We start from the raw sequence: 21,180 nt of genomic DNA, 5'->3' as shown, positions 1-21,180 counted from the left end.
AAAACCCGCACGAGCGATCGTGCGGGTTTTTTTGTGCGCGCTTACTTCTTGCAGCGTATCGGTACGTTCACGGAATTGCCGTCCGAACTCAGGTTGCGGTACTGCAAATCTTCACTCTCGATGGCGAAGCGAGGCACGGCGTGCACATAGCGCTGCTTGCAGACGGTGTCGTCATTGATCAGCTTGCCCGTCAGCATGTAATCGCACAGGGCGAAGCGCGATTCCTCGTCGTCGAGGATCAGCACGCGCGCGGCGCTGTACAGGGCCGATTGCAAAACGTCCGGACTGCAATTTTCCGGGCCCGTCAGCTTCAGATGGGTTTTCGTCTGCGTGGCCAGGCGCTGCAGCTTGACGAGGGCGGCGCGCTCTTCCTTGCGGGCACCGTCGACTTGCGCATCGCCGCTGGACAGGCGCAGCGCCAGCGAGGCGATCTGGTCGATGGAAATATGCCAGGCAAAGCCTTCCAGCCGCGTGCGGATCTGGCCCGGCAAGGGATCGGCCGCATCGACTTCGCAGCGGTACTGGCCCAGGTGGGGGCGGCACAGCACGGGGATGGCAAAGGCCGAGGTGCGCTTGCCCTTGACGAATTTTTGGCTCAGGTCGCCAAAATTTTCATGCGTGATGGTATCGAAGCGGGCTTGCCCAAAACCCATCTTGACGAGATTTTCCTTGCGCTGGCGCGAAAACAGGGCGTCGACGGCATCGTAGATATTCTTGTTGAAGATGCGGTCCAGCGGCTGGCGCTCGTCCGACATCTTTTCGAAGACGGCGCTGGAATTGGGCGCGTTGGCGTCGATGGAAATGAGGATGAAGGGCTTGCTGTTCAGGCGTGGCGGCACGATGGCCATGTCGTTGCCGTACAGCTGCGTCAAGGCCACGTCCCACAGGGTTTCCACGCCTAGGTTGTCGGCCGCGCCGCCATCGAACAGGTGCACGTACGACGGCGATTCGCGCGACTCGGAACCGAGCTCCGGCACGAAGGTGTTTTTCGGACGGAAACGCTCGAAGGTGACGGAATCGAACACGCCGGGAAAGGCGGCCGAGGTGGCCACGGCCGTGGCCAGGCGGATATCCTGGATAGGCGAATGCAGGGTGCCGTAAAAATACTCATAGGAAAATACCACGCGCTTGCCGCCATCGGTGGCGTCTGTTGCATTGGCCAGGAAAATGGGGCCGTCGTGCGGCAAGTCCTCGTAGGTTTTCTTGTCGTACAGCACATCGTCAAACACGTCGGACAGGAACGAGGTACGCGTCTTGTTCGTCAACAACATCGTCGTCAGATTGGCCGGTTTCAAAATGGTCTGGCCGAAGAAATCCGTTTTCAGCTTGCTGCGCAGCAAAGGCCAATCCGTCTGCTTGCCATGCAGCGCATAGTAGCCGCCCGCGATGGCGCCGCCCGAGACGCCGGAGATGGCCGAGGCGCCGCTGACGAGGCCGAACTGCTCCAGCTGCTCCAGCGAGGCAGCCGAGAAATTGGCCGCGCGGCTGCCCCCGCCGGACAGGGCGATGCCGATGAAGTGGTCGTTGGGCATGGGATTCTGGATGCGCGCCTTGGGCGCGTCGATGCGCAGGCGCGGGGCTTCCTGCACGGTGAACATGCGGTTTTCGACGCCGCTGTTGGGGCGCAGGGCGAGTACCGTGCAGCCGCTCAGCAGCGCAACGAGGATACATGGTGCAAACAAGCGTGGATTCATGCGTGATCTGTGCGTAGTCATTGGTTGGGATACGGACGGAAATCGTGTGCGATTCTAGCAAACTTGTCTGTGCCTGTATCTATCCTTGCAACTGGTACGCGAGGAGGGCGGCGTTGTAGGCGGCATGCACCAGCATGGGCGCCAGCAGAGCGCCGCTGCGCTCGTATGCGATGCCCGTGCACAGGCCCAGCGCGAAGGCGGGCAGCATGGCGGCCGGTGGATGCACGATGGTAAACAGGGCGGCGGCGACAGTGATCGCCTTCCAGGCCGGCAGGGAACGGCGCAAGCCGCCCTGCAGCAAGCCGCGGAAGATGAATTCCTCGCACAGGGGCGCGGCCAGCACGCCCAGTGCCAGCAGCCACGGCCAGTGCCCGCCGGCCGGTGGAAGCGTGCCAGGCGGCAACAGGGCCGCGTAGCCGACGCCGAACAGCACCGCGGCACAGGCGCCTGCGCCTCCCCAGCGCCACGGCTGGCGGCCCTGTGCCATGCGCGGCACGCCGGCCGTCCCTGCGCGCCAATACACGAGGCGTAGCAGCACATACGTGAGCGGCGCGGCCACCGGGTACTTGAGCAGGATCAAGGCCAGTGTTTGCAGAATGAAAAACAGCATGGCGGCGATCAAGCCGTCGGCCGCCGTGATTCTGGCCGGCGGCGAGGCGACCGGGTCGAGCAGGTAGGGCAAAGCGTCGCGCGCCTTTTGCCACAGTGCCGCGGCCAGCGCGCCCGTGAGCACGACAAACACCAGTTGCTGCACGGGGTTGCCGGCGGCCAGCGCGGCGATATACAGGCCGGTCAGCAGCAGGTACAGATACGTGTAGGCAGGCCGTATTTTTGACGTCGCCTCGGCGGCCAGCGGATCGCTGGCAAACACGCCCAGCGCCACGGCGATCAGCGAGTACAGGGGGATGCCGGCCAGGGCCTGCAGCATCAACCCCGCCATGTCCCAGCGCCAGGCGTCTTGCCAGGCCAGCGCCACGCCGAACAGGATCAATGGATACAGCAGGGCCAGCGCGGCCCACAGCTGGGCCTTTTGCCGCAGCGCCTGTTCGACGGAGACGGGAAACGTGTACAGCAGCCACAGCGCGCCGCCTTCCTTGTTGAGGGTCTGGAAGGCCGACATCATCAGCACATAGGTGCCGAGGAAAAAGCCGGTGGAGGCCAGCAAGGCGGGGCTGGACAGCAGTTCGTGCAGGTCGCGCGCCTGGCCCGAGAACAGGGCCTGGCCGCCGAGGATCAGCAAGGGCAGCAGCAGGGTTTGCACGAGAAAATTGCGATCGCGCAGCAGCAAGGTCAGTTCGCGGCGCTGGATCACCGTGCCGATGCTGGCGTGCCACTTGCCTGTGGGCGGTGCCGCCGGGGACGGCTTGCGGCTGGCCTCGCGCTGGCCGGCGCCCACCACGCCATGGCGCAACTGGTGGCGTAGCAGCGCCATGCCCAACAGCATCAGGCACAGGCATTGCGTCAGCAGCAGGGCGGCCGGCAGCGCTGCCGCCGCACCCCTGGCATTGAGCAATGTAACCAGCAGGCCGGGCGGCGTCCAGGCGCTCCAGGCGGGCATGGCCGCCGCCCACTCGTGGGCAAAGCCGCCCGCGCCCATGCCGAAGGACATGCCCATATACATGGGAAACAGGCCGGCCACCGATAGCAGCGCCTGCAGGTTGCCCAGCTGCGCGGGACTGAACGACAGGCGCAAGCCCGTGTCGACCAGGGTACGCAGCATGGCCGCCAGGGCCAGCAGGAGCAGGCAGGCAAAGAGGCCCGGCAACGGCGAAAACCAGCCCTGGCCCGAATACCAGGCGATCATGGTGGTGCAGGGCCACAGCACCAGCAGGCCGAGCGGGTTGACCAGCGTGCGTTCAAGCACGCGCGCCCACAGCAAATTGCTTTTCTCGACGGGCAGGGTGACCAGCCATTCCAGATCCCAGTCTGGCTTTGACAGTTCTCCCATGCCCAGCGGCAGCAGAACACTGACCAGCCACAGCAGGGCCAATTGCAGGGTCAGGGCGCCCGCCAGCGCCGTACTGAAGGGTTGCTCGATCAAGTGGGCGATGACGGGCGCCAGCACGCGCTCGCCCGCGTTCATGCTGCCCTTGGCCTGGCAAACGGCCACCTGGTCGAGCAGGCAATGCATGTTCAGCAGGTTGTGGCGGGCGATATTGCCGGAGGAAAATAGCATGGGCAAGAGCAGCAGCGCGCCCAGCAGCCAGCGTCCCCGTTTCTTGCCTGGCGTGGCGGCCCGGCTCTTGCCGCTCCGCTTGAACGACCAGCCCCTGCCGCTGACGTTGAGCAGGCGCTGCAGGCGCAAGCGTGTCAGCAGCCAGACGGCGCGCCAGGCGGTGGGTGGCGCCGGTGTCATGCGGTCGACGTTTCATCGGTCAGTTGCAAGAAGAGGTCTTCCAGGCTGCCGTCGCTGGACAGCTGCCGGCGGATATCGTCCAGGCTGCCCGTGGCGACCAGGGCGCCACGGTGGATGATGGCAACGCGGCTGCACAGTTTTTGCGCCATATCGAGCAAATGCGTGGAAACGAAGATGGTGGTGCCGGCCGCGGCGATGCGCAGCAAGCGTTCCTGCACGTCGCGCGAAGCACGCGGGTCGAGACCGTTGATCGGTTCATCGAGGATCAGCACGGCCGGATCGTGTATCAGCGCACAGGCCAGGCCCAGTTTCTTTTTCATGCCCAGCGAGTAATTGACGGCGAAATCCTCGCTCGCTTCATTAAGGCCGAATTCCGTGAGCAGACGCGCGGCGCGGGCGGCCGCTTCCGTGCGTGAAAAACCATGCATTTCGGCGACGAATTGCAGGATTTCGCGGCCCCGCAAATAATCGTAAAAGATGGGATTGTCGGGCAAATAGCCCACCTTGCGCTTGACGGCGGCGCCATCGCGGTGGCAATCGAGGCCGTCGACCAGCACGCGGCCGCTGCTGGGCACGAGGATGCCCATCAGCATGCGGATGGTGGTGGTCTTGCCCGCCCCGTTCGGGCCCAGGAAGCCGAAGACTTCTCCTTTTCCCACTTGCAGGGTCAGCGGCTTGACGGCTTCGAAGCTGCCGTATTGTTTGGCCAGTTCCTGGAACGCGATCATCGTGCTTCCCTCAGCAAGCGCCGAAGGCGGCCAGCAGGTGCCGTTCGCCGGCCGGCGTGATGCGCAGGGCGCGGCTGTCGAGTTCGCGTTCGGCCCAGCGTTGGCGCAGGGCCAGTTGCAGCAGGGCGGCTCCCAGCGCGCCGCCCAGGTGGGCGCGCCGTTCGCTCCAGTCCAGGCAGGCGCAGGCGAAGCGGCGGCGCTGCTTGAGCAATTGCGGCACGTCGATGCCCAGGGCCGCCATGCCGGCCGCGCCCGCTTCCGACAGACGATATTCTCCGCCGTCGTCCAGCAGCCAGCCCTGCGCGTGCAGCTGGTCGTGCAGGGCGACGGCGACGGTGCCGGCCATGTGGTCGTAGCAGGTGCGCGCATGGCGCAGGCGGTCCGGCGTCGAGGGAGTAAATGGCGTTGCAGGCACGCCGGCCACCACCAGCAGCGCTTCGAGGGCTTGGCCCACTTCCGCGCTGGCCAGACGGTAGTAGCGGTGCTTGCCCTGCGCCAGCATGGACAGCAAGCCATCGTCGCGCAGCCGGCTCAGATGGGCGCTGGCCGTCGAGGCGCCCACTTCGGCCAGCGTGGCCAATTCCGTGGCTGTGCGCGCATGGCCATCGAGCAGGCTGCACACCATGCGTGCGCGGGCCGGTTCGGCGATGGCGCCGGCCAGTTGCGCCAGGCCCATGTCGGCCGAGGGAAGTTTGTCGTCCATGGTTCGTTCGTGGGCGAAGTGTAGTGGTGGAAGGAGCAGCATACTCGTGTCCCCACCTCACTGCAATGGAATGCGCATGCCGCTCGCCGACCCCGCCGACCCTTTTTCCGCCGTCACCCACGCGGCGCCGTATGACTACTATCGCCGCCTGGCCGATGGCCCGCCGCTGCGTTTCGATGCGGCACTCGATTGCTGGCTGGCGACGGGCGCGGCCGGCGTGCGGGCCGTGCTCGCGCATCCCGCTTGCCGCGTGCGCCCGCAGGGCTTGGGCGTGCCGCACAACTTGGCGGGCACGCCGTGCGGCGCGATTTTTGCGGAACTGGTGCGCATGAACGATGGCGAACGGCATGCCGTGCCGAAACAGATGCTCGTGCGCGCGCTGGGGCAGGTGGATGTGGTTCGCCTGCAGGCGCAGACATTGCGCTTGGCCAGCGACCGTGTGCCCGTTGGAGCTGCCCAGCTGAATGAGGCGATTTTTCAACTGCCGCTGTTTGCCATGGCAGACTTGCTGGGCTTTGCGCCAGCGCAATGGCCGGCGCTGGCGGCCTGGACGCGCGCTTTTGTTGCTTGTCTGTCGCCGCTCAGCAATGGAGAACAACTGGCTGGCGCGCAGGAAGCGGCCGATGCCCTTCTACAAGGTTTTGGCCACTTGCTGCGCGAGGGCAACGCGAGGCCGGGCAGCCTGCTGGCCAGTATCGTGACAGAGACCGATGCCATGGGGAGCGGCTTGCCGGCCAACCTCGTGGGTTTGCTGTCGCAAACCTGCGACGCCACTGCCGGCTTGCTGGGTAATGCCGTCGTTGCCTTGCGCACGCAGCCGGATTTGTCGGCGCAACTGCGCGCAACACCTGAGCGATGGCCGGCCATGCTGCGCGAAGTCAGCCGTTTTGATCCGTCGATCCACAACACGCGCCGCTACACGGTGCAAGACGTGGAGTTCGATGACGTGCGCGTGCCGGCCGGACAGATGATCGTCGTCGTGCTGGCCAGCGCCAGCCATGCGGAGTTGGGTTTTGGCCATGGCCGCCATGTCTGTCCGGGCCAGTCCATCGCGCAGGCCATCGCTGCGGCTTGTTTGCAGGCGTGGGCCGATGGCCTGGAGGGCATGGCGCTGGCGTGGCGTTATCTGCCGTCGCTGAACGCCCGCATCCCCGTGTTTACGCAAGGAGAAAATGCATGATTGCCGTGATTTTTGAAGTCTGGCCCAGCGCCGAAGGTCGCCAGCAGTATCTGGACCTGGCCGCTGCGCTGCGGCCCCTGCTCGACGAAGTCGATGGTTTCATTTCCATCGAGCGCTTCAGCAGCCTGAGCGAGCCAGGCAAACTGCTGTCGCTGTCGTTCTTTCGCGACGAGGCGGCGCTGGCGCAGTGGCGGCAGCTGGAAGCGCACCGGGCGGCGCAATCGGCTGGCCGGCAGGGCGTATTTGACGATTACCGGCTGCGCATCGCCGCCGTCGTGCGCGATTACGGCATGCTGGACCGGCAGCAGGCGCCCAGCGACAGCCGCCTGCGCCACGATGTTAGCGGGGCAGGGCGCCCTGCGTGATCTTGACTTTCACGCGGTAGGTGGGCTCTGCCGCATTCAGGGCGGGCGGCGTGGCCGGGTCGACGTCGAGCAAGGTAAACGTCAGGTGCTTGACGGTGACGGAACTGGAAGCGCCGGGCATGGAGTCGGACAGGACGATGTCGGTGGCGCCAGCACTGTTGAGCAAACTGAAACTGTAGCTGACGTAGCCTTTCCACACGCACACGGCGCCCTTGCGGCAGCGGCTATCGTTGACACGCTCGAGTTTCAGGGTATCGGTGGCCGTGATGGCGACCTGTTCGCCCGGCGACAGCACGTGGGTGACACTGCGCGGCGTGTTTTCCGCGTCGCCGGCGCTGCCGGCCGCGCCGCAGCCCGCCAGTACGGCCAAGCAGGCGAAGAACAGGGGAAGCAGCATGGTGCGATAAGAGCGGGTCAGGTAATGCATGTTTTTCCTTTCAGGTAGAGCGTCCCCGGCGTGCTTGTTCACGCGTGGGATAAAATGATAGTAACAAAATGATATTTTTCAGGCGCACTATTGGCGTGCTGCCGATGAATTGACGCGCCGGCCACGCGGCGCGCCGATTACTGCGTAAAATGGCTGTTTTGAAAATCAGGAAACAACCATGAAAAAAACCGACCTGGCCAAAAGCGATGCCAAGAAACTGATGGGAAAGATGAGTGTTCCCGGCGCCGGTGCATTCGGTAAGGAAGCGGTGGTCGTCGACCGCCGCGAGCAGCGCAAGCGCGATCAGGCCCTGGGCCTGGTGCCATTTGCCGTCAAGCTGAACAGCGATCTGGTGTTGCAATTGCAGACCCTGGCCAAGGAACGCGGCGCGGATCTGAATGAATTGGTTGCCGAAGTCCTCGTCAAGGGCCTGGCTGCAGCGTAAGGGCTGACAATGTTTATCTGTTGATAAATATCAGTTATAAAACCAAAAGGCGCCTTGCGGCGCCTTTTGCATTGCGGCATTGCTTGTGATTACACCCAGGCGGCCAGGGCGCCCTTCATTTTTTTCAGCGCCGCCACTTCGATCTGGCGGATGCGCTCGGCCGATACGCCGAACTCTTCCGCCAGCGCGTGCAGGGTGGCGCCGGAACCGTCGTCGTTGGCCAGCCAGCGCGCTTCGATGATGCGGCGCGAACGGGCGTCGAGCTTGCTCAAGGCCGTTTCCAGGCCTTCCGATTGCAGACGCGTCACTTGCTCCGCTTCCAGCACCTTGGTCGGCTCGCTTTGCTCCGACGACAGGTAGGCGATCGGCGAAAACTTGTCGTCTTCATCGTCGGTTGGCGATTCCAGTGCGATGTCGCGGCCGCTCAAGCGCGTTTCCATCTCGATCACTTCTTCGCGCTTTACGTCGAGCAGCTTGGCCAGCGCATCGATCTGCTTCGGCGTCATCGCGTCCAGGCCCGTCTTGTGGCTGCGCAGGTTGAAGAACAGCTTGCGCTGCGCCTTCGTCGTCGCAACCTTGACCAGGCGCCAGTTTTTCAGGATGTACTCGTGCATCTCGGCTTTCACCCAGTGCATGGCGTACGACACCAGGCGCACGCCCTGGTCCGGATCGAAACGTTTCACCGCTTTCATCAAGCCGATATTGCCTTCCTGAATCAGGTCGGCATGCGGCAAGCCATAGCCCAGGTAGCCACGGGCAATCGAGACCACCAGGCGCAGGTGCGACAGCACCAGTTCTTGCGCGGCGGCCAGATCATTTTTTTCACGCAGGCGTGTCGCCAGCGAAATTTCTTCGTCATGGGTCAACATGGGCAGGCGGTTCACGGCCGAGATATAGGCGTCAATATTGCCCAGATTGCCAGTGAACCCGAGGCCCAGCGCATTACTTTTGGTCGGAACCAATGCGGACGTTGCGGACATCATAGTCATGTTTTCTCCCTCGTAGTCTTGCTTTGTTCCAGTTGGCCACGTCACGCGACGTGGTCCGTTTGTCTGTTCGGTCTTGCGTATTCGGTCTTGTACTTTGCAGAGCGCGGCACCATCTTCATCTGGCGTCCATGGCGCTTCTGCTCTTGGTATGTCCCTATATTAGCACTCTCTGCTTGAGAGTGCCAATCAGCACATTTAATCGTCCTGATAGCCTAAATGCTATGGCGATGTAATGCTTGATATATATCCAGATAGCGCTTCACGACAACGTAGTTAGTCTACGGCCTCTGGCTGAAGCGAGCCTTAAGAATACTTGCTTATTATCAAGATAGCAGCAATATGGGACGCATGGCGGCGCCAGGAGCGCCGCCATGGAAAGAGGGTCAGTTCAGGCGCGCCAGGTGGCGCTGCACGCAGAGGAAGGCGCCGATCAGGCCCAGGCTGGCGCTGACGGCCAGCAAGCCGGCCATCGGCAGCGGCGCCAGCGGCACCAGCTGGAATTCGGACGCATACAGGCGGGCAAACTCGGCAATCGCGGTATTCAGCGGCTGCAAGGCCAGCGCCACGGCGCCCAGGGCCAGCGCGCCGGCGCACAGGCCCAGCAGGGCGCCCGTGTAATAGAAGGGGCGGTGGATGAAGGTGTCCGTCGCGCCGATCAGTTTCGAGATGCTGATTTCATCGCGCTGCTGCATCACTTGCAGGCGGATGGTGTTGAAGACCACGGCGATCACGGCCACGCCCAGGGTGATGGCCAGCAGCAGCAGCACCAGGCGCAGCACGCCCAGCAGGGCCGCCAGGCGCTTGACCCAGGCCGAATCGACTTGCGCCGATTCCACGCCGGGCAAGTGGCGCAGCTGTTCCGCCACCGCATCGACGTCCTGCGCTTCGCTGGCGCTGCTGAAGGCGTCGAGTTTCAGCACATAGCTGTCAGGCAGGGGATTGTCGCCCAGTGTGCTCAGTACGTCGGCCAGGCCGTTCTTGTCTTTCAGGGTGTCGAGCGCCTGTTCGCGGGGGATGAAGACGATCTTCGCCTTTTGCTCGCCGACGATCTTGCGCATGGCGCTGGCCAGGGCCACGGCTTGCTCGCGCGGCGTGTCGATCTTCAGGAAAACGCTGATTTCCGGGTCGACCGACATCTGTTCCGACATCGGGCGTACATTGTCGAGCATGGTCAAGCCGGCGAACGGCAGCGACAGGGCGATGGCGACCACCACGACGTTCAATAGAAAGCCGCCTGGCGACTTGCGCAAATGAATCAGCGCCGAACCGAGGGCGAAGCGGTGTTGACGGAACCAGCCTCTCATGCCTGTTCTCCCTGCGCGTCATCCTGGTCGGGGGAGGGCGCAAAATCGGGATCGGGTGGCGCGAAGACGGGCGCTTGCGTGGCCTTGTCGATGGCGACCAGCTGGCCGTTTTTCAGGTGGATCACGCGGGCGGCGGCGTCGAGCATCTGTTCGTCATGGCTGGAAATGAGGCAGGTCACGCCCACCGAGTGGAATGCTTTCAGGGCGTCGAGCACCTTGTTGGCGCTGGCGCGGTCCAGGTTGGCCGTCGGTTCGTCGGCCAGGATGATCTGCGGCCGGTTGACGATGGCGCGCGCGATCGACACGCGCTGCTGCTCGCCGCCCGACAGCGACAGCGGACGCGCCATGGCGCGGTCCAGCAGTCCCACCTTGTCGAGCGCGGCGCGCGCGCGCTGTTCCGCGGCAACTTTATGCGCGCCGACGACGAGCAGCGGCAGCATGACGTTGGCCAGGATGGAGCGGTCGTTGAGTAACTTTTGCTGCTGGAAGATCAGGCCCATGTTACGGCGCAAAAACGGCACGCCGGCCGGCTTGATCTTGGCCATGTCCTGGCCATTGACGATCAGCTTGCCCGATGTGGGGCGTTCCATGGCGGCGATCATTTTCAGCAAGGTGGATTTGCCGGCGCCGGACGGGCCGGCCAGGAACACCAGCTCGCCCTTGGCAATACTGAGCGAAATGTCGCTGAGCGCCACGGCATCGGAGGAGTATTGCTTGGAGACGTGCTGAAATTCAATCATGTATGGGCTTATCCGAGCAGCGCTTCGACAAATTCGGCAGCCACGAAAGGCTGCAAGTCTTCAATTTTCTCACCGATGCCGATGAAATACACAGGCACGGGGCGCACGCGGGCAATCGCCGCCAGCACGCCGCCCTTGGCGGTACCGTCCAGCTTGGTAATCACCAGGCCGCTCAATTGCAGGGCATCGTCAAATGCTTTCACTTGCGTGAGGGCATTCTGGCCCGTATTGCCGTCGATGACGAGCAGGGTTTCATGCGGCGCGCCATCCATGCCCTTGCCGAGCACGCGCTTGATTTTCTTCAATTCTTCCATCAGGTGCAACTGCGTCGGCAAGCGTCCCGCCGTATCGACCATGACCACGTCGATGCCGCGCGCCTTCGCCGATTGCACGGAGTCGTAGGCCACGGCGGCCGGGTCGCCAGATTCCTGCGAGATCACGGTAACGTTGTTGCGCTCGCCCCAGACCATCAACTGTTCGCGTGCGGCGGCGCGGAAAGTGTCGCCTGCGGCCAGCAGCACGGACTGGTTGTTCGATTGCATGTGCTTGGCCAGCTTGCCGATGGTGGTGGTCTTGCCGGCGCCATTCACGCCGGAAATCATCATCACCAGCGGCTTGTGGCGGCCCAGCTCGAAGCGCTTTTCCAGCGGCGAGAGCAGGTCGATCAGCAGCACTTTCAAGGCGGCCTTGACGGCGGCGGCGTCAAGCAGCTTGTCTTCCTTGACCTTTTTCTTCAATTCCGTCAGCAGGAATTCCGTGGCGTCGATGCCCGCGTCGGACATCAGCAAGGCCGCTTCCAGCTCTTCGTACAGGGCATCGTCGATCTTTGCGCCGACGAACAGCACGGACAAGGTGTTCGAGGTTTTCGACAGGCCGGCCTTCAGGCGCGTCATCCACGATTTTTTCTCGGGTTCGGCGGCCACGATCACAGGCACGAGCTCGGCCGGCGCGCCGCTCAGGGGCGTAGCGGCAGGCTGCGGTGCAGGCGGCGTGGCGGCGGGAAGGACGAGGGGCTCGGCTGGCGCAGCCTCGGGAGCGATGGGTTTTTTCTTGAAGAAACTAAACATGGATGTGTGGTGGCGGGTGCTGACCTTAGGCCCGGCGGCGCCGGACACTGTTGATCCGGCTATTCTACCAGAGCGCGCCCGGCCCTTCATGCTTTACTGTTCGATTGGCAACATTGCGCGGCTATCCACGGAGATCGCCGCAGTTGCCGCGCTTTCCAGCCGGTTCAGTGGGTTTGCAAGGCCAGCGCCTGATGGCGGCGGCGCCAGTCGGCGATGCTTTCGTCGACTTGCCGCAAGTCCAGCACGTGCAAAAAGGCTGGCGGCTGGCGGTACAACACGGGACTGCGTCCGCCGGCCCACAATTCCATGCTTGACGGCAAGTTCGCATGCAGCTGCTGCAGGCTGTCGCGCGTCTGCCGTTGCTTGCTCGCGCTGGAAAACGACAGCGCGACGATATCGGCCCGCTGCGCGCGGGCGGCCGCGACGATGTCCGTCAGCGGCGTTTCCACGCCCAGCGACATGCAATGGGCGCCGGCAGCCGCACACAACGCTTCGGCCATCAGCAGCCCCAGGCCATGACGCTCCTGCGGCAAGGTGCTGAGGACGATGCGCGGCGTGCGCGTGGACGGGCTGCTTGCTTGCGGCAGGGAAAAGATGGCGTGGCGCATCACCGTCTGCAAGGTTTCGCTATACAGATGCTCTTCATACACGGCCAGGTCGCCGCAAGCCCACGCTTCGCCCACCATGCCGGTGAGGGGGGCGATTACGTCGATGGTGAACGCTTTCAAGCCCAGCACGGCCAGCGCCTGGCGCAGGGCGTCGCCCAGTTCCGTCATCTGGTGGCCACGGCAAAGGGACAGGTAGTGTTCGAGCTGGGGTGCCGGCGTGGATGGCGCTGCGCTGCCGGCGCTGGCCAGCTGCTGCAGTTGCAAGGTGCTGTGCTGCATGATTTTGCCCGGACGAAATCCGAGGTCCAGCAGGCGCTTGACCATGCGCAACTTCTGCACTTGCTCGGCCGGGTAGCTGCGTTCGCCAAAGGCGTCGCGCTGGGGCTGGGGAAAGGCATAGCGGCGCTCCCACACACGCAAGGTTTCCTTGGCCAGTCCGGTATCGCGCTCGACATCGCTGATGCTGAAGGCGGAAGTAGGTTGCAGGTCAGTATCCATACCAGGGGGCTTGCTCGCATGCCAAAAGAACGTGGAGTGCATTTTACGCCTTCCGCTGCCCCGTACCAAATAGCTGAATCCGATTAGAAATTGCCGACGTATAAGTTTCTGAATGGCTCAGGACGCTCATTGACATAAATCAATATTTCATCGATTATCCATGAGGCTTATTTGTCCAGGACAAACTTAACACGGGTGCACTCATGAAAATTGCCGTCGTCGGAGCAGGAATTGCAGGATTGTCGTGTGCCTATCGCCTGGCGCAAGCGGGCCAGGACGTCACCTTGTACGAGGCGGGCGACTATTTTGGCGGCCACAGTCATACGGTCGACGTCACGCTCGACGGCGTCACGCATGGCGTGGACACGGGTTTTCTCGTGTTCAACCACGCCACCTATCCGAACCTGGTGCAACTGTTTGACGAACTCGGTGTCGAGGCGGCCGACAGCGACATGTCGTTTTCCGTCAAAATGCCGCTGGGCACGGCATCCGATGCGCGCGTGCTGGAATGGGCGGGCGCCAATCTCGATACCGTGTTTACCCAGCGTAGCAATCTGCTGCGCCCCGCCTTTTTGCGCATGCTGCGCGATATTCTGCGCTTCAACCGCCAGGCCAGCGCCCTGGCGACGGGAAGCGTGCCGGCGCCGGCCATGTCCCTGGGCGAATTTCTCGACCTGCACAATTATGGCGACGAGTTCCGCCACTGGTATCTGCTGCCGATGGCCGCCTGCATCTGGTCGTGTCCGGCGCGCCAGATGCTGGCCTTTCCATTGGCCACTTTCATCCGTTTCTGCCACAACCATGGCTTGCTGCAAGTGAGCGACCGTCCGCAATGGCGCACGGTGCGGGGCGGATCGCGCGTGTACGTGGAAAAACTGCTGGCCGGCATCCCGCAGCAGCGCCTTGCTTGCCCCGTGCTGGCCGTGCGCCGCCAGCCGCACGGTGGCGCGCGCATGGTCGAGCTGCACACGGCCGCCGGCGTCGAGCATGTCGATCACGTCGTGCTCGCTTGCCACAGCGACCAGTCGCTGGCCTTGCTGGCCGATATCCGCGACGACGAGCGCTCCGTGCTGGAAGCCGTGCGCTACCAGCCGAACCGGGCCGTGCTGCATACGGATGCGTCCTGCCTGCCGCAGCGCCGCAAGGCCTGGTCCGCCTGGAATTACCAGGGCCGGCCGGCAGTGGCGGAAGGCGAGGCGCCGCAAGTGTGCGTGCATTACTTGCTGAACCAGCTGCAGCCGCTGCCTTTCAGCACGCCCGTCATCGTCTCGCTCAATCCGCTCGACGAGCCCGCTCCGGCCAGCATCATCGACGAATTTTCGTATGCCCACCCCGTGTTCGATGGCGCGGCCATTGCCGCCCAGGCGCGCCTGGCCGGTTTCCAAGGTGCGCAGCACACGTGGTTCGCGGGCGCCTGGACGGGCTATGGTTTCCATGAAGACGGCTTGAAGTCGGGCCTGGCCGTGGCGCAAATACTCAATGGCATGGCGACGGCGGAGCTCGGCCATGCCGCGTGATCCATCGCCGCCCGTGGCGCCGCAGCCCCAGCTGTGCCTGGGACAGGTGCGCCATGCGCGGCTGCGCCCGCGCGCGCATGCTTTTGTTTACGGCATGTTTTATCTGCGCCTGCCCTTGCGCAGCATGGGCGCGCACGATTTTTCTGCGCGGCTGATTTCACGCAACGGCGCCAATGTGCTGTCCTTCCGCGACAGCGACCATGGCGACGGCGCGACGCCGCTGCTGGACTGGATCGACGGCTTGCTGCGCCAGCAGGGCGTGCTGGATGCGGGCGGCGAAATCTGGCTGCAAACCATGCCGCGCATGTTCGGCTATGTCTTCAATCCCGTCAGTTTCTGGTTTTGCCACCGCCCGGATGGCGCGTTGCGCGCCGTGGTCTGCGACGTGCGCAATACCTTTGGCGAGCGTCACCTGTACCTGCTTGAGCAGGGCGGCGCCATCGCGTATGGCAGCGAGTTGCGCGCCAATAAAATTTTCCACGTCTCTCCGTTTTGCAAGGTGGAAGGAAATTATCGTTTCCATTTCTTGCGCAATAGCGAACAGGACGGCGAGCGCCACCTGGCCCGGGTCGACTATGACGACCTCGACGGTCCACTGCTGCAGACGAGCTTGTCCGGCACGGCGCAGCCGCTGCGCGATGGCGCCATCGCCTGGGCCTTGCTGCGCTATCCCCTGATGACGTTTGGCGTGATGGCGCGCATCCATTGGCAAGCCTTGCGCCTGTGGCTGCGACGCGTGCCGTTTTTCAGCAAACCCCACCCTCCACAAGAAAAGGTGTCCCGATGAGCTCCGATTCCCTGCCGACCGGCCTGCAGGCGCGCAGCAGCGTTTGTCACGATCACTCGCATCTCGACATGCCCGCCTCCGGGCGCATGATCTTGCGCCTGCTGCAAAAATTGCAGCATGGCGCCCTGCGCCTGCGCACGCCCGATGGCAGCATCTTGCTGTATGGCGACGGCAGTCCTCCCGTCACCCTGGACTTGCACAACTGGCGTTTGTGCTCGGCCGTGCTGCGCTCGGGCGACATCGGCTTTGCGGAAACCTTTATCGCCGGCGACTGGCGCACGGACAATTTGCCCGGCTTGATCGAATTGATGATACGCAACCGCGCGCAGATTGAATCGCTGATCTACGGCAACTGGTGGGGCAACCTCGTCTACAAGCTGCGGCATTTACTCAACCGCAATTCGCGCGCCGGCAGCAAGAAGAATATCCACGCCCATTACGACATCGGCAACGCCTTTTACCAGTTGTGGCTGGACCCGTCGATGACGTATTCGAGCGCGCTGTTCACCGAAGGCGCCAGCCTGGAGCAGGCGCAAGTGGCCAAATACCGGCGCATCGCCGATCAGTTGCAACTGCAGCCAAGCGCCAGGGTGCTGGAAATCGGCTGCGGCTGGGGCGGTTTCGCGGAAACGGCGGCGCGCGATCATGGCGCCCACGTGACGGGTTTGACTTTATCCACGGAGCAACTTGCCTATGCGCGCCAGCGCCTGCAGGACGCGGGGCTGGCTGAGCAGGCCGACCTGCAGCTGTGCGACTACCGCGACAGCGCCGGCCAGTACGACGCCATCGCCTCGATCGAGATGTTCGAAGCCGTGGGGCAAAGCTACTGGCCCGGTTACTTCGAATGCTTGGCGCGCAACCTGAAGCAGGGAGGACGGGCCTGCATCCAGACCATCGTCATTGCCGACGACTTGTTCGAGCGCTACAGCAAGAGCACGGATTTTATTCAACAGTACATTTTCCCGGGCGGCATGCTGCCGTCGCCGGCCGAGTTTCGCCGCGCCGCCGAGGCGCAGGGCTTGCGCGTGGAAGACGCCTTCAGCTTTGGCCTCGATTATGCGGAAACCCTGCGCCAGTGGCGCGCCAGCTTCCTGGCCCAGCGCACGGCGCTGGAAAAACAGGGCTTCGATGGGCGTTTCCTGTTGACCTGGGAATTTTACCTCGCGTATTGCGAGGCCGCCTTCCAGGCGCACAACACGGATGTGATGCAATTTACCCTGATCAAGGACTGACCATGCGCCGTTTGCTTGCCGTTGTTGTGCTGTCATTGACCATGTTGGGTGCCGTGGCAGCGCCGCCTGCCTTTATCGCTGCCGACGTGCCCGAAGCCCGCCTGGCGGGCGAGGGCGAATACACGTGGTTTGGCATGCGTATTTATAGGGCGCAACTGTGGGTGGGCCCGCAAGGCTACCAGGGCGCGGCGTCCGAAACGGCGCCGTTTGTGCTGGAATTGCGCTATGCGCGCGCGCTCGACGGCAAGAAGATCGCTGAAGCCAGTTATGAACAGATGCAGAAAATCGGTGCGGGCACGCCCGAGCAGCGCCTGGCGTGGCTGTCGACCATGCAGCGCATCTTTCCTGACGTCAAGGAAGACCAGCGCATCGCGGGCGTCTACCGGGCCGGTACCGCGCCGGGCGTGCGTTTTTATCTCGACGGCAAGGTGCTGGCTGATGTGAGCGACGGCGACTTCGCGCGTGCCTTCTTTGCCATCTGGCTCTCGCCGTCGACCACGGCGCCGAAGCTGCGCGCGGCCTTGCTGCAGAGTGCGGCGCCGCTGCCATGAATGCCGTGGGCGGCGCCTTGAGCTTGCCAGCCTTGTTCAGTTATGGCCTGTTCGGCTTGCCGCTGGCCATGCTGGCGCTGCCCATCTATATATATGTCGCGCCGTTTTATGCGCAGCGCAGCAGCCTTGACCTGGCGCAGATCGGCGCCGTGCTGCTGGCGGCCCGCATCGCCGCCGCCTTCATCGATCCGGCCCTCGGTGCCTGGATGGCGCGTGGCGGGCGCAGCTATGCCGTATATGTCGGCGCCTCGCTGCCCTTGCTGCTGCTGGGCTTTGGCGCCCTGTTCCATCCGCCCGCCATGCAGGAAACGGTCACCCTGGCCTGGTTTCTTGCCGCCTTGCTGCTCGTCTACACCGCTTATGGCCTGGCCGGCATCGCGCACCAGAGCTGGGGCGCGGCCCTGAGCCAGCAGCGCGCGCAGCGGGCGCGGGTGACGGCCGTGCGCGAAGGCTGCGGCTTGCTCGGCGTGATCCTGGCGGCGGGGCTCACTTCCGTGTTCGGCTATGACGGCTTGTCGCTGGCCTTTGCCGCCTGCCTGCTGGCGGCGGGCGCGCTGCTGCTGGCGCGCGCGCCGCGCCCGGCTTTGCGCGGCGCCGCAGAAGCGGTTTCCGGCACTGGCTGGAAGCTGCCATTTCGCCAGCGCGCGTTCCGCTGGCTGTTTGCCGTCCTGCTCGTCAATGGCGTGGCGGCCGCCATTCCCGCCACCCTGTTCCTGTTCTTTGCCGGTGATTACTTGCGCCTGGGCCATTACGCCGGACCGTTTTTGATCCTTTACTTTTGCGCGGCAGCCGCCTCGATGCCCGTGTGGGTGGCGTTGGCGCGCCGCTTTGGCGAAGCGCGCGCCTGGGGCGGCGCCATGTTGCTGGCCGCGACCGTGTTTGTCTGGGCGTATGGCCTGGGCGCTGGCGCAGCCTGGGGCTTTGCCGCCATCTGCCTGCTGTCGGGCCTGGCCTTGGGAGCCGACCTGGCCTTGCCGCCGGCCCTGCTGGCGGGGCTGATCGGCGCGGCTGGCCATGCCGGACGGCACGAAGCGGCATATTTCGGCTGGTGGAACTGGGGCGTGCAGATGAGCCTGGCGCTGGCGGCCGGCATCGCCTTGCCCCTGCTGGCCTGGCTCGGCTACGTGCCGGGCAGCGACGGCGGCTTGCCGGCCTTGGCGGCGGCCTACGCCTTGCTGCCCTGCGCCTTGAAACTGCTGGCGGCGCTGCTGCTGTGGCGCGCGCCTCTACAACATATATATAGTGAAACTGGGGAGTATCGACCATGTACCTGATGAACTATTGCCGGCGCGGCATGACGGCGGCCGCCTTGCTGCTGGCGCTAGCTGCCTGTTCCACGCCCCCCACGCCGGCCATGTACGCGCAGGAAACACCCAAGCTGGACTTGCAGCAGTACTTCAACGGCACGCTCGACGCCCATGGCATCTTCCAGGACCGCTCCGGCAAGGTGGTCAAGCGTTTCACCGTCGTGATGCGGGCCAGTTGGGTGGGCGAGACGGGTACGCTGGACGAGGATTTCACGTATTCGGACGGCAGCAAACAACGCCGCGTGTGGACCTTGCGCAAGACGGCGCCCGGACGTTTCATCGGTACCGCGCCCGACGTAATAGGCGAGGCCGTCGGCGAAGTGGCCGGCAATGCGCTGCGCTGGCAATACGTGCTGGCGCTGCCCGTCGATGGCACGGTCTATCACGTCGACTTCGAGGACTGGATGTTCCTGATGGATGACAAGGTCATGCTCAACCGCGCCGCCATGAGCAAGTTCGGCTTCAGCCTGGGCGCCGTTACCTTATCGTTTAGCAAGCGTCCACAGGCGGCCCCATGAATCGCAAGATCACCAACTGGGCCGGCAAGCACGTGTGGGTCATCGGTGCTTCCAGCGGCATCGGCGCCGCGTGCGCCACCTTGCTGCTGGAGCAGGGCGCCAGCGTGGCCTTGTCGGCCCGCCATCGCGCCAGCCTGGAGCAGCTGTGCGAAGGGCAGCCGCTGGCGCAGGCATTGCCGCTCGATATCACCCAGCACGCGCAGCTGCGGGCCGTCTGCGCGCAATTGCAGCAGCAATGGACGCATATCGATTTGATACTGGTGGTCGCTGGCGGCTATCAGGCCATGCGCGCCGATAGCTTCGACCTTGAGGCGGCCCAGGGTTTGCTGGCCCTGAATGTGGGCGGCGTCTTCAATTGCCTGGAGCAAGCCTTGCCATGGCTGTTGCGCCAGGGCAGCGGCGGCATCGGCATCGTCGCTTCGGTGGCCGGTTATGGCGGCTTGCCCAAGGCGCTCGCGTACGGCGCCAGCAAGGCGGCGTTGATCAACCTGACGGAGTCGCTGTATCTGGATTTGCATCCACGCGGGATTGATGTATATCAAATCAACCCTGGTTTTGTCGCCACCCCCTTGACTGCAGACAACGATTTCACCATGCCGGCCCTGATGACGGCGCAGGATGCGGCGGCCGCCATGCTCGACGGCATCGAGCGGGGCCAGTTCCACATTCACTTTCCCAAACGCTTTACGAATACCCTGCGCCTGGCGCGGCTGTTGCCGTACCGTGCCTATTTCTGGCTGATCCGCAAGGTGACGGGCGTATGAGCGCAAGCATGCCGGACACGGAACGCGTGGAGGAGGCGCTGGCGCGCCTGGTGGGGTTTTACGAGCACCTGAGCCTGGAAAGCCTGGCCCAGCTGGGCGCCGTGTATGCGCCAGATGCCCAGTTCAAGGACCCGTTCAACGAGGTGGTGGGCCACGCCGCCATCCTGGCCATCTTCGAGCACATGTTTGTGCAAGTCGATGCGCCCCGGTTTGTCGTGCTGGAAAGCCTTGGGCAGGGGCAGCAAGCGTTCCTGACGTGGGAATTTCGCTTCCGCATGAAACGACTGGTATCTGGCGAACAATGCATTCGTGGCGCAACCCATGTGCGCTTCGATGCGCAGGGACGGGTGGCCGTGCACCGCGATTATTGGGATGTGGCGGAAGAATTGTATGAAAAACTGCCGTTGTTGGGCGGTTTCATGCGCCTGCTGCGGCGCGCAAGCCAGCGCTAAGGCGGTTTCGCGATGCTTTTAAGCAAAAAATGCAAAAAAGAAAAAGTAAATTCTATGAAATGGGGCAGGCGAAAACTTGATTTCGGTCAAAGTGTCGTTTTTTAGACACAAATATGTCAAAATATTGAGAAGGCAACATTGTAAGAAATTGTTTCAACTGATGCGCAATTTGCAAGCAAGAGTCGTCCTCATCCGTTCCAATCGGATAGTTGAAGCGTTGGCTGTAAAACATGGAAAACATTTCTATGTGAGCAATTTAAATTACCGGAAAGTCAGTAATTGTCTTGTTACTCTGCCTATTTTTCCGCCGCGCGCGCCGACGTCGAAAATGGCGCCTACGCCCCTGAATAATGCGGCAACGCACCAAAATTGGGCGCATTATTTCCCGTTTTTGGGCCTTCGGCAGCAAACATTGGCGATGCCGTGTATGCTTCGTTCCGTTTATCCATTATCGCCTGACAAACTGCGCGCTTTGTCGCGTAAATCTTGGCGGGCAAATGACGGGTAAAGCATGTTGACGTTTTAATCACTCGCCTGATACTGTTGCACTAATACAACGGGTGTCGACAAGGCATGCGCTATGATGGAATGGTCAATCAGGCCAATGCATTGGTTGGCAAGGGGCACTGGCTCTGTCGCGTAGTACGGTTGGCGATGGTCGGGATGCCTGAAAAAGCCCTCGGCCTGGTACCGGAAGTAACATGTTGGAACTTGATGGAATGTGAAACGGTCGTTATAGTGCCGCTTCCGGTGCCGTTTGAGCACCGAACCGGCGCACGAATGACGGTCGTTATGCAGCCTTCAAGCTTATCGGTGCAATAGCGTGCCGATACCGATATGAATGTTCCCCTGACCGGAACAGCAATGTGGCAGGTGGAGACCTTGCCCTCACTCATAAAAAGCGCTCTGCTAGAGCGCAGCATCGAGATGCATAGGCTGTATTACTTT

Annotated in this window: 21 protein-coding genes; 11 read left to right on the top strand and 10 right to left on the bottom strand. The window is 63.1% G+C overall.

All coding sequences use genetic code 11. From position 1 onward, the window contains the following. Positions 1–41 precede the first annotated feature (41 nt). The 4 genes from ASN89_RS21825 to ASN89_RS21810 form a co-directional block, all read right to left on the bottom strand. On the bottom strand, positions 42–1,694 hold the full coding sequence (locus ASN89_RS21825; RefSeq protein WP_161911791.1) for a patatin-like phospholipase family protein: 1,653 nt from the start codon (positions 1,692–1,694) through the stop codon (positions 42–44). Positions 1,695–1,773: 79 nt separating this feature from the next. Beyond that, entirely contained in the window at positions 1,774–4,050 is a 2,277-nt protein-coding gene (locus ASN89_RS21820) for a CPBP family intramembrane glutamic endopeptidase (protein ID WP_058050735.1), read from the bottom strand. Then, on the bottom strand, positions 4,047–4,778 hold the full coding sequence (locus ASN89_RS21815) for an ABC transporter ATP-binding protein (RefSeq protein ID WP_058050734.1): 732 nt from the start codon (positions 4,776–4,778) through the stop codon (positions 4,047–4,049). The genes ASN89_RS21820 and ASN89_RS21815 overlap by 4 nt, the downstream gene beginning before the upstream one ends. A gap of 10 nt (positions 4,779–4,788) precedes the next feature. Next, positions 4,789–5,481, bottom strand: a complete 693-nt coding sequence (locus ASN89_RS21810; RefSeq protein WP_058050733.1) for an ArsR/SmtB family transcription factor — start codon at positions 5,479–5,481, stop codon at positions 4,789–4,791. 76 nt (positions 5,482–5,557) lie between these two features. On the opposite strand from ASN89_RS21810, the gene ASN89_RS21805 reads away from it, so the two are divergent. Both ASN89_RS21805 and ASN89_RS21800 read left to right on the top strand, forming a co-directional pair. Next, positions 5,558–6,661, top strand: a complete 1,104-nt coding sequence (locus tag ASN89_RS21805; RefSeq protein WP_058050777.1) for a cytochrome P450 — start codon at positions 5,558–5,560, stop codon at positions 6,659–6,661. Continuing rightward, positions 6,658–7,026: an antibiotic biosynthesis monooxygenase family protein gene (locus tag ASN89_RS21800; RefSeq protein ID WP_058050732.1), complete on the top strand. Its 369-nt coding sequence runs from the start codon at positions 6,658–6,660 to the stop codon at positions 7,024–7,026. The genes ASN89_RS21805 and ASN89_RS21800 overlap by 4 nt, the downstream gene beginning before the upstream one ends. Here ASN89_RS21800 and ASN89_RS21795 read toward each other — a convergent pair. After that, positions 7,001–7,453: a hypothetical protein gene (locus tag ASN89_RS21795; protein ID WP_058050731.1), complete on the bottom strand. Its 453-nt coding sequence runs from the start codon at positions 7,451–7,453 to the stop codon at positions 7,001–7,003. The genes ASN89_RS21800 and ASN89_RS21795 overlap by 26 nt on opposite strands. A 178-nt stretch (positions 7,454–7,631) precedes the next feature. Here ASN89_RS21795 and ASN89_RS21790 point away from each other — a divergent pair, with 178 nt between their 5' ends. After that, positions 7,632–7,898, top strand: a complete 267-nt coding sequence (locus tag ASN89_RS21790) for a hypothetical protein (protein ID WP_046683371.1) — start codon at positions 7,632–7,634, stop codon at positions 7,896–7,898. 89 nt (positions 7,899–7,987) lie between these two features. Here ASN89_RS21790 and rpoH read toward each other — a convergent pair whose 3' ends face one another. The 5 genes from rpoH to ASN89_RS21765 form a co-directional block, all read right to left on the bottom strand. Continuing rightward, a complete protein-coding gene (rpoH, locus tag ASN89_RS21785) occupies positions 7,988–8,881 on the bottom strand; it encodes an RNA polymerase sigma factor RpoH (protein ID WP_035824784.1) in 894 nt (297 codons plus the stop codon). A gap of 389 nt (positions 8,882–9,270) precedes the next feature. Further along, positions 9,271–10,191: a permease-like cell division protein FtsX gene (gene ftsX, locus ASN89_RS21780; protein WP_046683370.1), complete on the bottom strand. Its 921-nt coding sequence runs from the start codon at positions 10,189–10,191 to the stop codon at positions 9,271–9,273. Continuing rightward, positions 10,188–10,931, bottom strand: a complete 744-nt coding sequence (locus tag ASN89_RS21775; RefSeq protein ID WP_058050730.1) for a cell division ATP-binding protein FtsE — start codon at positions 10,929–10,931, stop codon at positions 10,188–10,190. Before ASN89_RS21775 ends, ftsX begins: the two co-directional genes overlap by 4 nt. 8 nt (positions 10,932–10,939) lie before the next feature. Then, positions 10,940–11,998: a signal recognition particle-docking protein FtsY gene (gene ftsY / locus ASN89_RS21770; RefSeq protein ID WP_058050729.1), complete on the bottom strand. Its 1,059-nt coding sequence runs from the start codon at positions 11,996–11,998 to the stop codon at positions 10,940–10,942. A gap of 164 nt (positions 11,999–12,162) precedes the next feature. Beyond that, positions 12,163–13,104, bottom strand: a complete 942-nt coding sequence (locus ASN89_RS21765) for a MerR family transcriptional regulator (protein ID WP_046683367.1) — start codon at positions 13,102–13,104, stop codon at positions 12,163–12,165. A 203-nt stretch (positions 13,105–13,307) separates the two neighbouring features. On the opposite strand from ASN89_RS21765, the gene ASN89_RS21760 reads away from it, so the two are divergent. The 8 genes from ASN89_RS21760 (at position 13,308) to ASN89_RS21725 (ending at position 20,232) form a co-directional block, all read left to right on the top strand. Continuing rightward, positions 13,308–14,621 (top strand): NAD(P)/FAD-dependent oxidoreductase, encoded by a 1,314-nt coding sequence (locus ASN89_RS21760; RefSeq protein ID WP_046683366.1) that lies wholly within the window; start codon positions 13,308–13,310, stop codon positions 14,619–14,621. Beyond that, positions 14,611–15,408, top strand: coding sequence for a DUF1365 domain-containing protein (locus tag ASN89_RS21755; RefSeq protein ID WP_082654688.1), 798 nt, complete (start codon positions 14,611–14,613; stop codon positions 15,406–15,408). The genes ASN89_RS21760 and ASN89_RS21755 overlap by 11 nt, the downstream gene beginning before the upstream one ends. A 68-nt stretch (positions 15,409–15,476) precedes the next feature. Next, the gene (locus ASN89_RS21750; RefSeq protein ID WP_058050776.1) at positions 15,477–16,640 is read left to right on the top strand and encodes an SAM-dependent methyltransferase; all 1,164 of its coding nucleotides are present in this window, start codon (positions 15,477–15,479) and stop codon (positions 16,638–16,640) included. Positions 16,641–16,642: 2 nt separating this feature from the next. Further along, positions 16,643–17,191 (top strand): chalcone isomerase family protein, encoded by a 549-nt coding sequence (locus ASN89_RS21745; RefSeq protein WP_058050727.1) that lies wholly within the window; start codon positions 16,643–16,645, stop codon positions 17,189–17,191. Beyond that, entirely contained in the window at positions 17,188–18,465 is a 1,278-nt protein-coding gene (locus tag ASN89_RS21740) for an MFS transporter (protein ID WP_058050726.1), read from the top strand. The genes ASN89_RS21745 and ASN89_RS21740 overlap by 4 nt, the downstream gene beginning before the upstream one ends. Next, complete coding sequence (locus tag ASN89_RS21735; protein WP_152988645.1) at positions 18,456–19,016, top strand: DUF3833 domain-containing protein; 561 nt, start codon at positions 18,456–18,458, stop codon at positions 19,014–19,016. The genes ASN89_RS21740 and ASN89_RS21735 overlap by 10 nt, the downstream gene beginning before the upstream one ends. Then, positions 19,013–19,780: an SDR family NAD(P)-dependent oxidoreductase gene (locus ASN89_RS21730; protein ID WP_058050725.1), complete on the top strand. Its 768-nt coding sequence runs from the start codon at positions 19,013–19,015 to the stop codon at positions 19,778–19,780. Before ASN89_RS21735 ends, ASN89_RS21730 begins: the two co-directional genes overlap by 4 nt. Then, positions 19,777–20,232: a nuclear transport factor 2 family protein gene (locus ASN89_RS21725; RefSeq protein ID WP_058050724.1), complete on the top strand. Its 456-nt coding sequence runs from the start codon at positions 19,777–19,779 to the stop codon at positions 20,230–20,232. The genes ASN89_RS21730 and ASN89_RS21725 overlap by 4 nt, the downstream gene beginning before the upstream one ends. The last annotated feature ends 948 nt before the right edge of the window (positions 20,233–21,180 follow it).

It is taken from the genome of Janthinobacterium sp. Ant5-2-1 (assembly GCF_001445815.1).
Classification (GTDB): domain Bacteria; phylum Pseudomonadota; class Gammaproteobacteria; order Burkholderiales; family Burkholderiaceae_D; genus Janthinobacterium; species Janthinobacterium lividum_E.
This window is presented reverse-complemented; position numbering and strand designations above follow the sequence as displayed.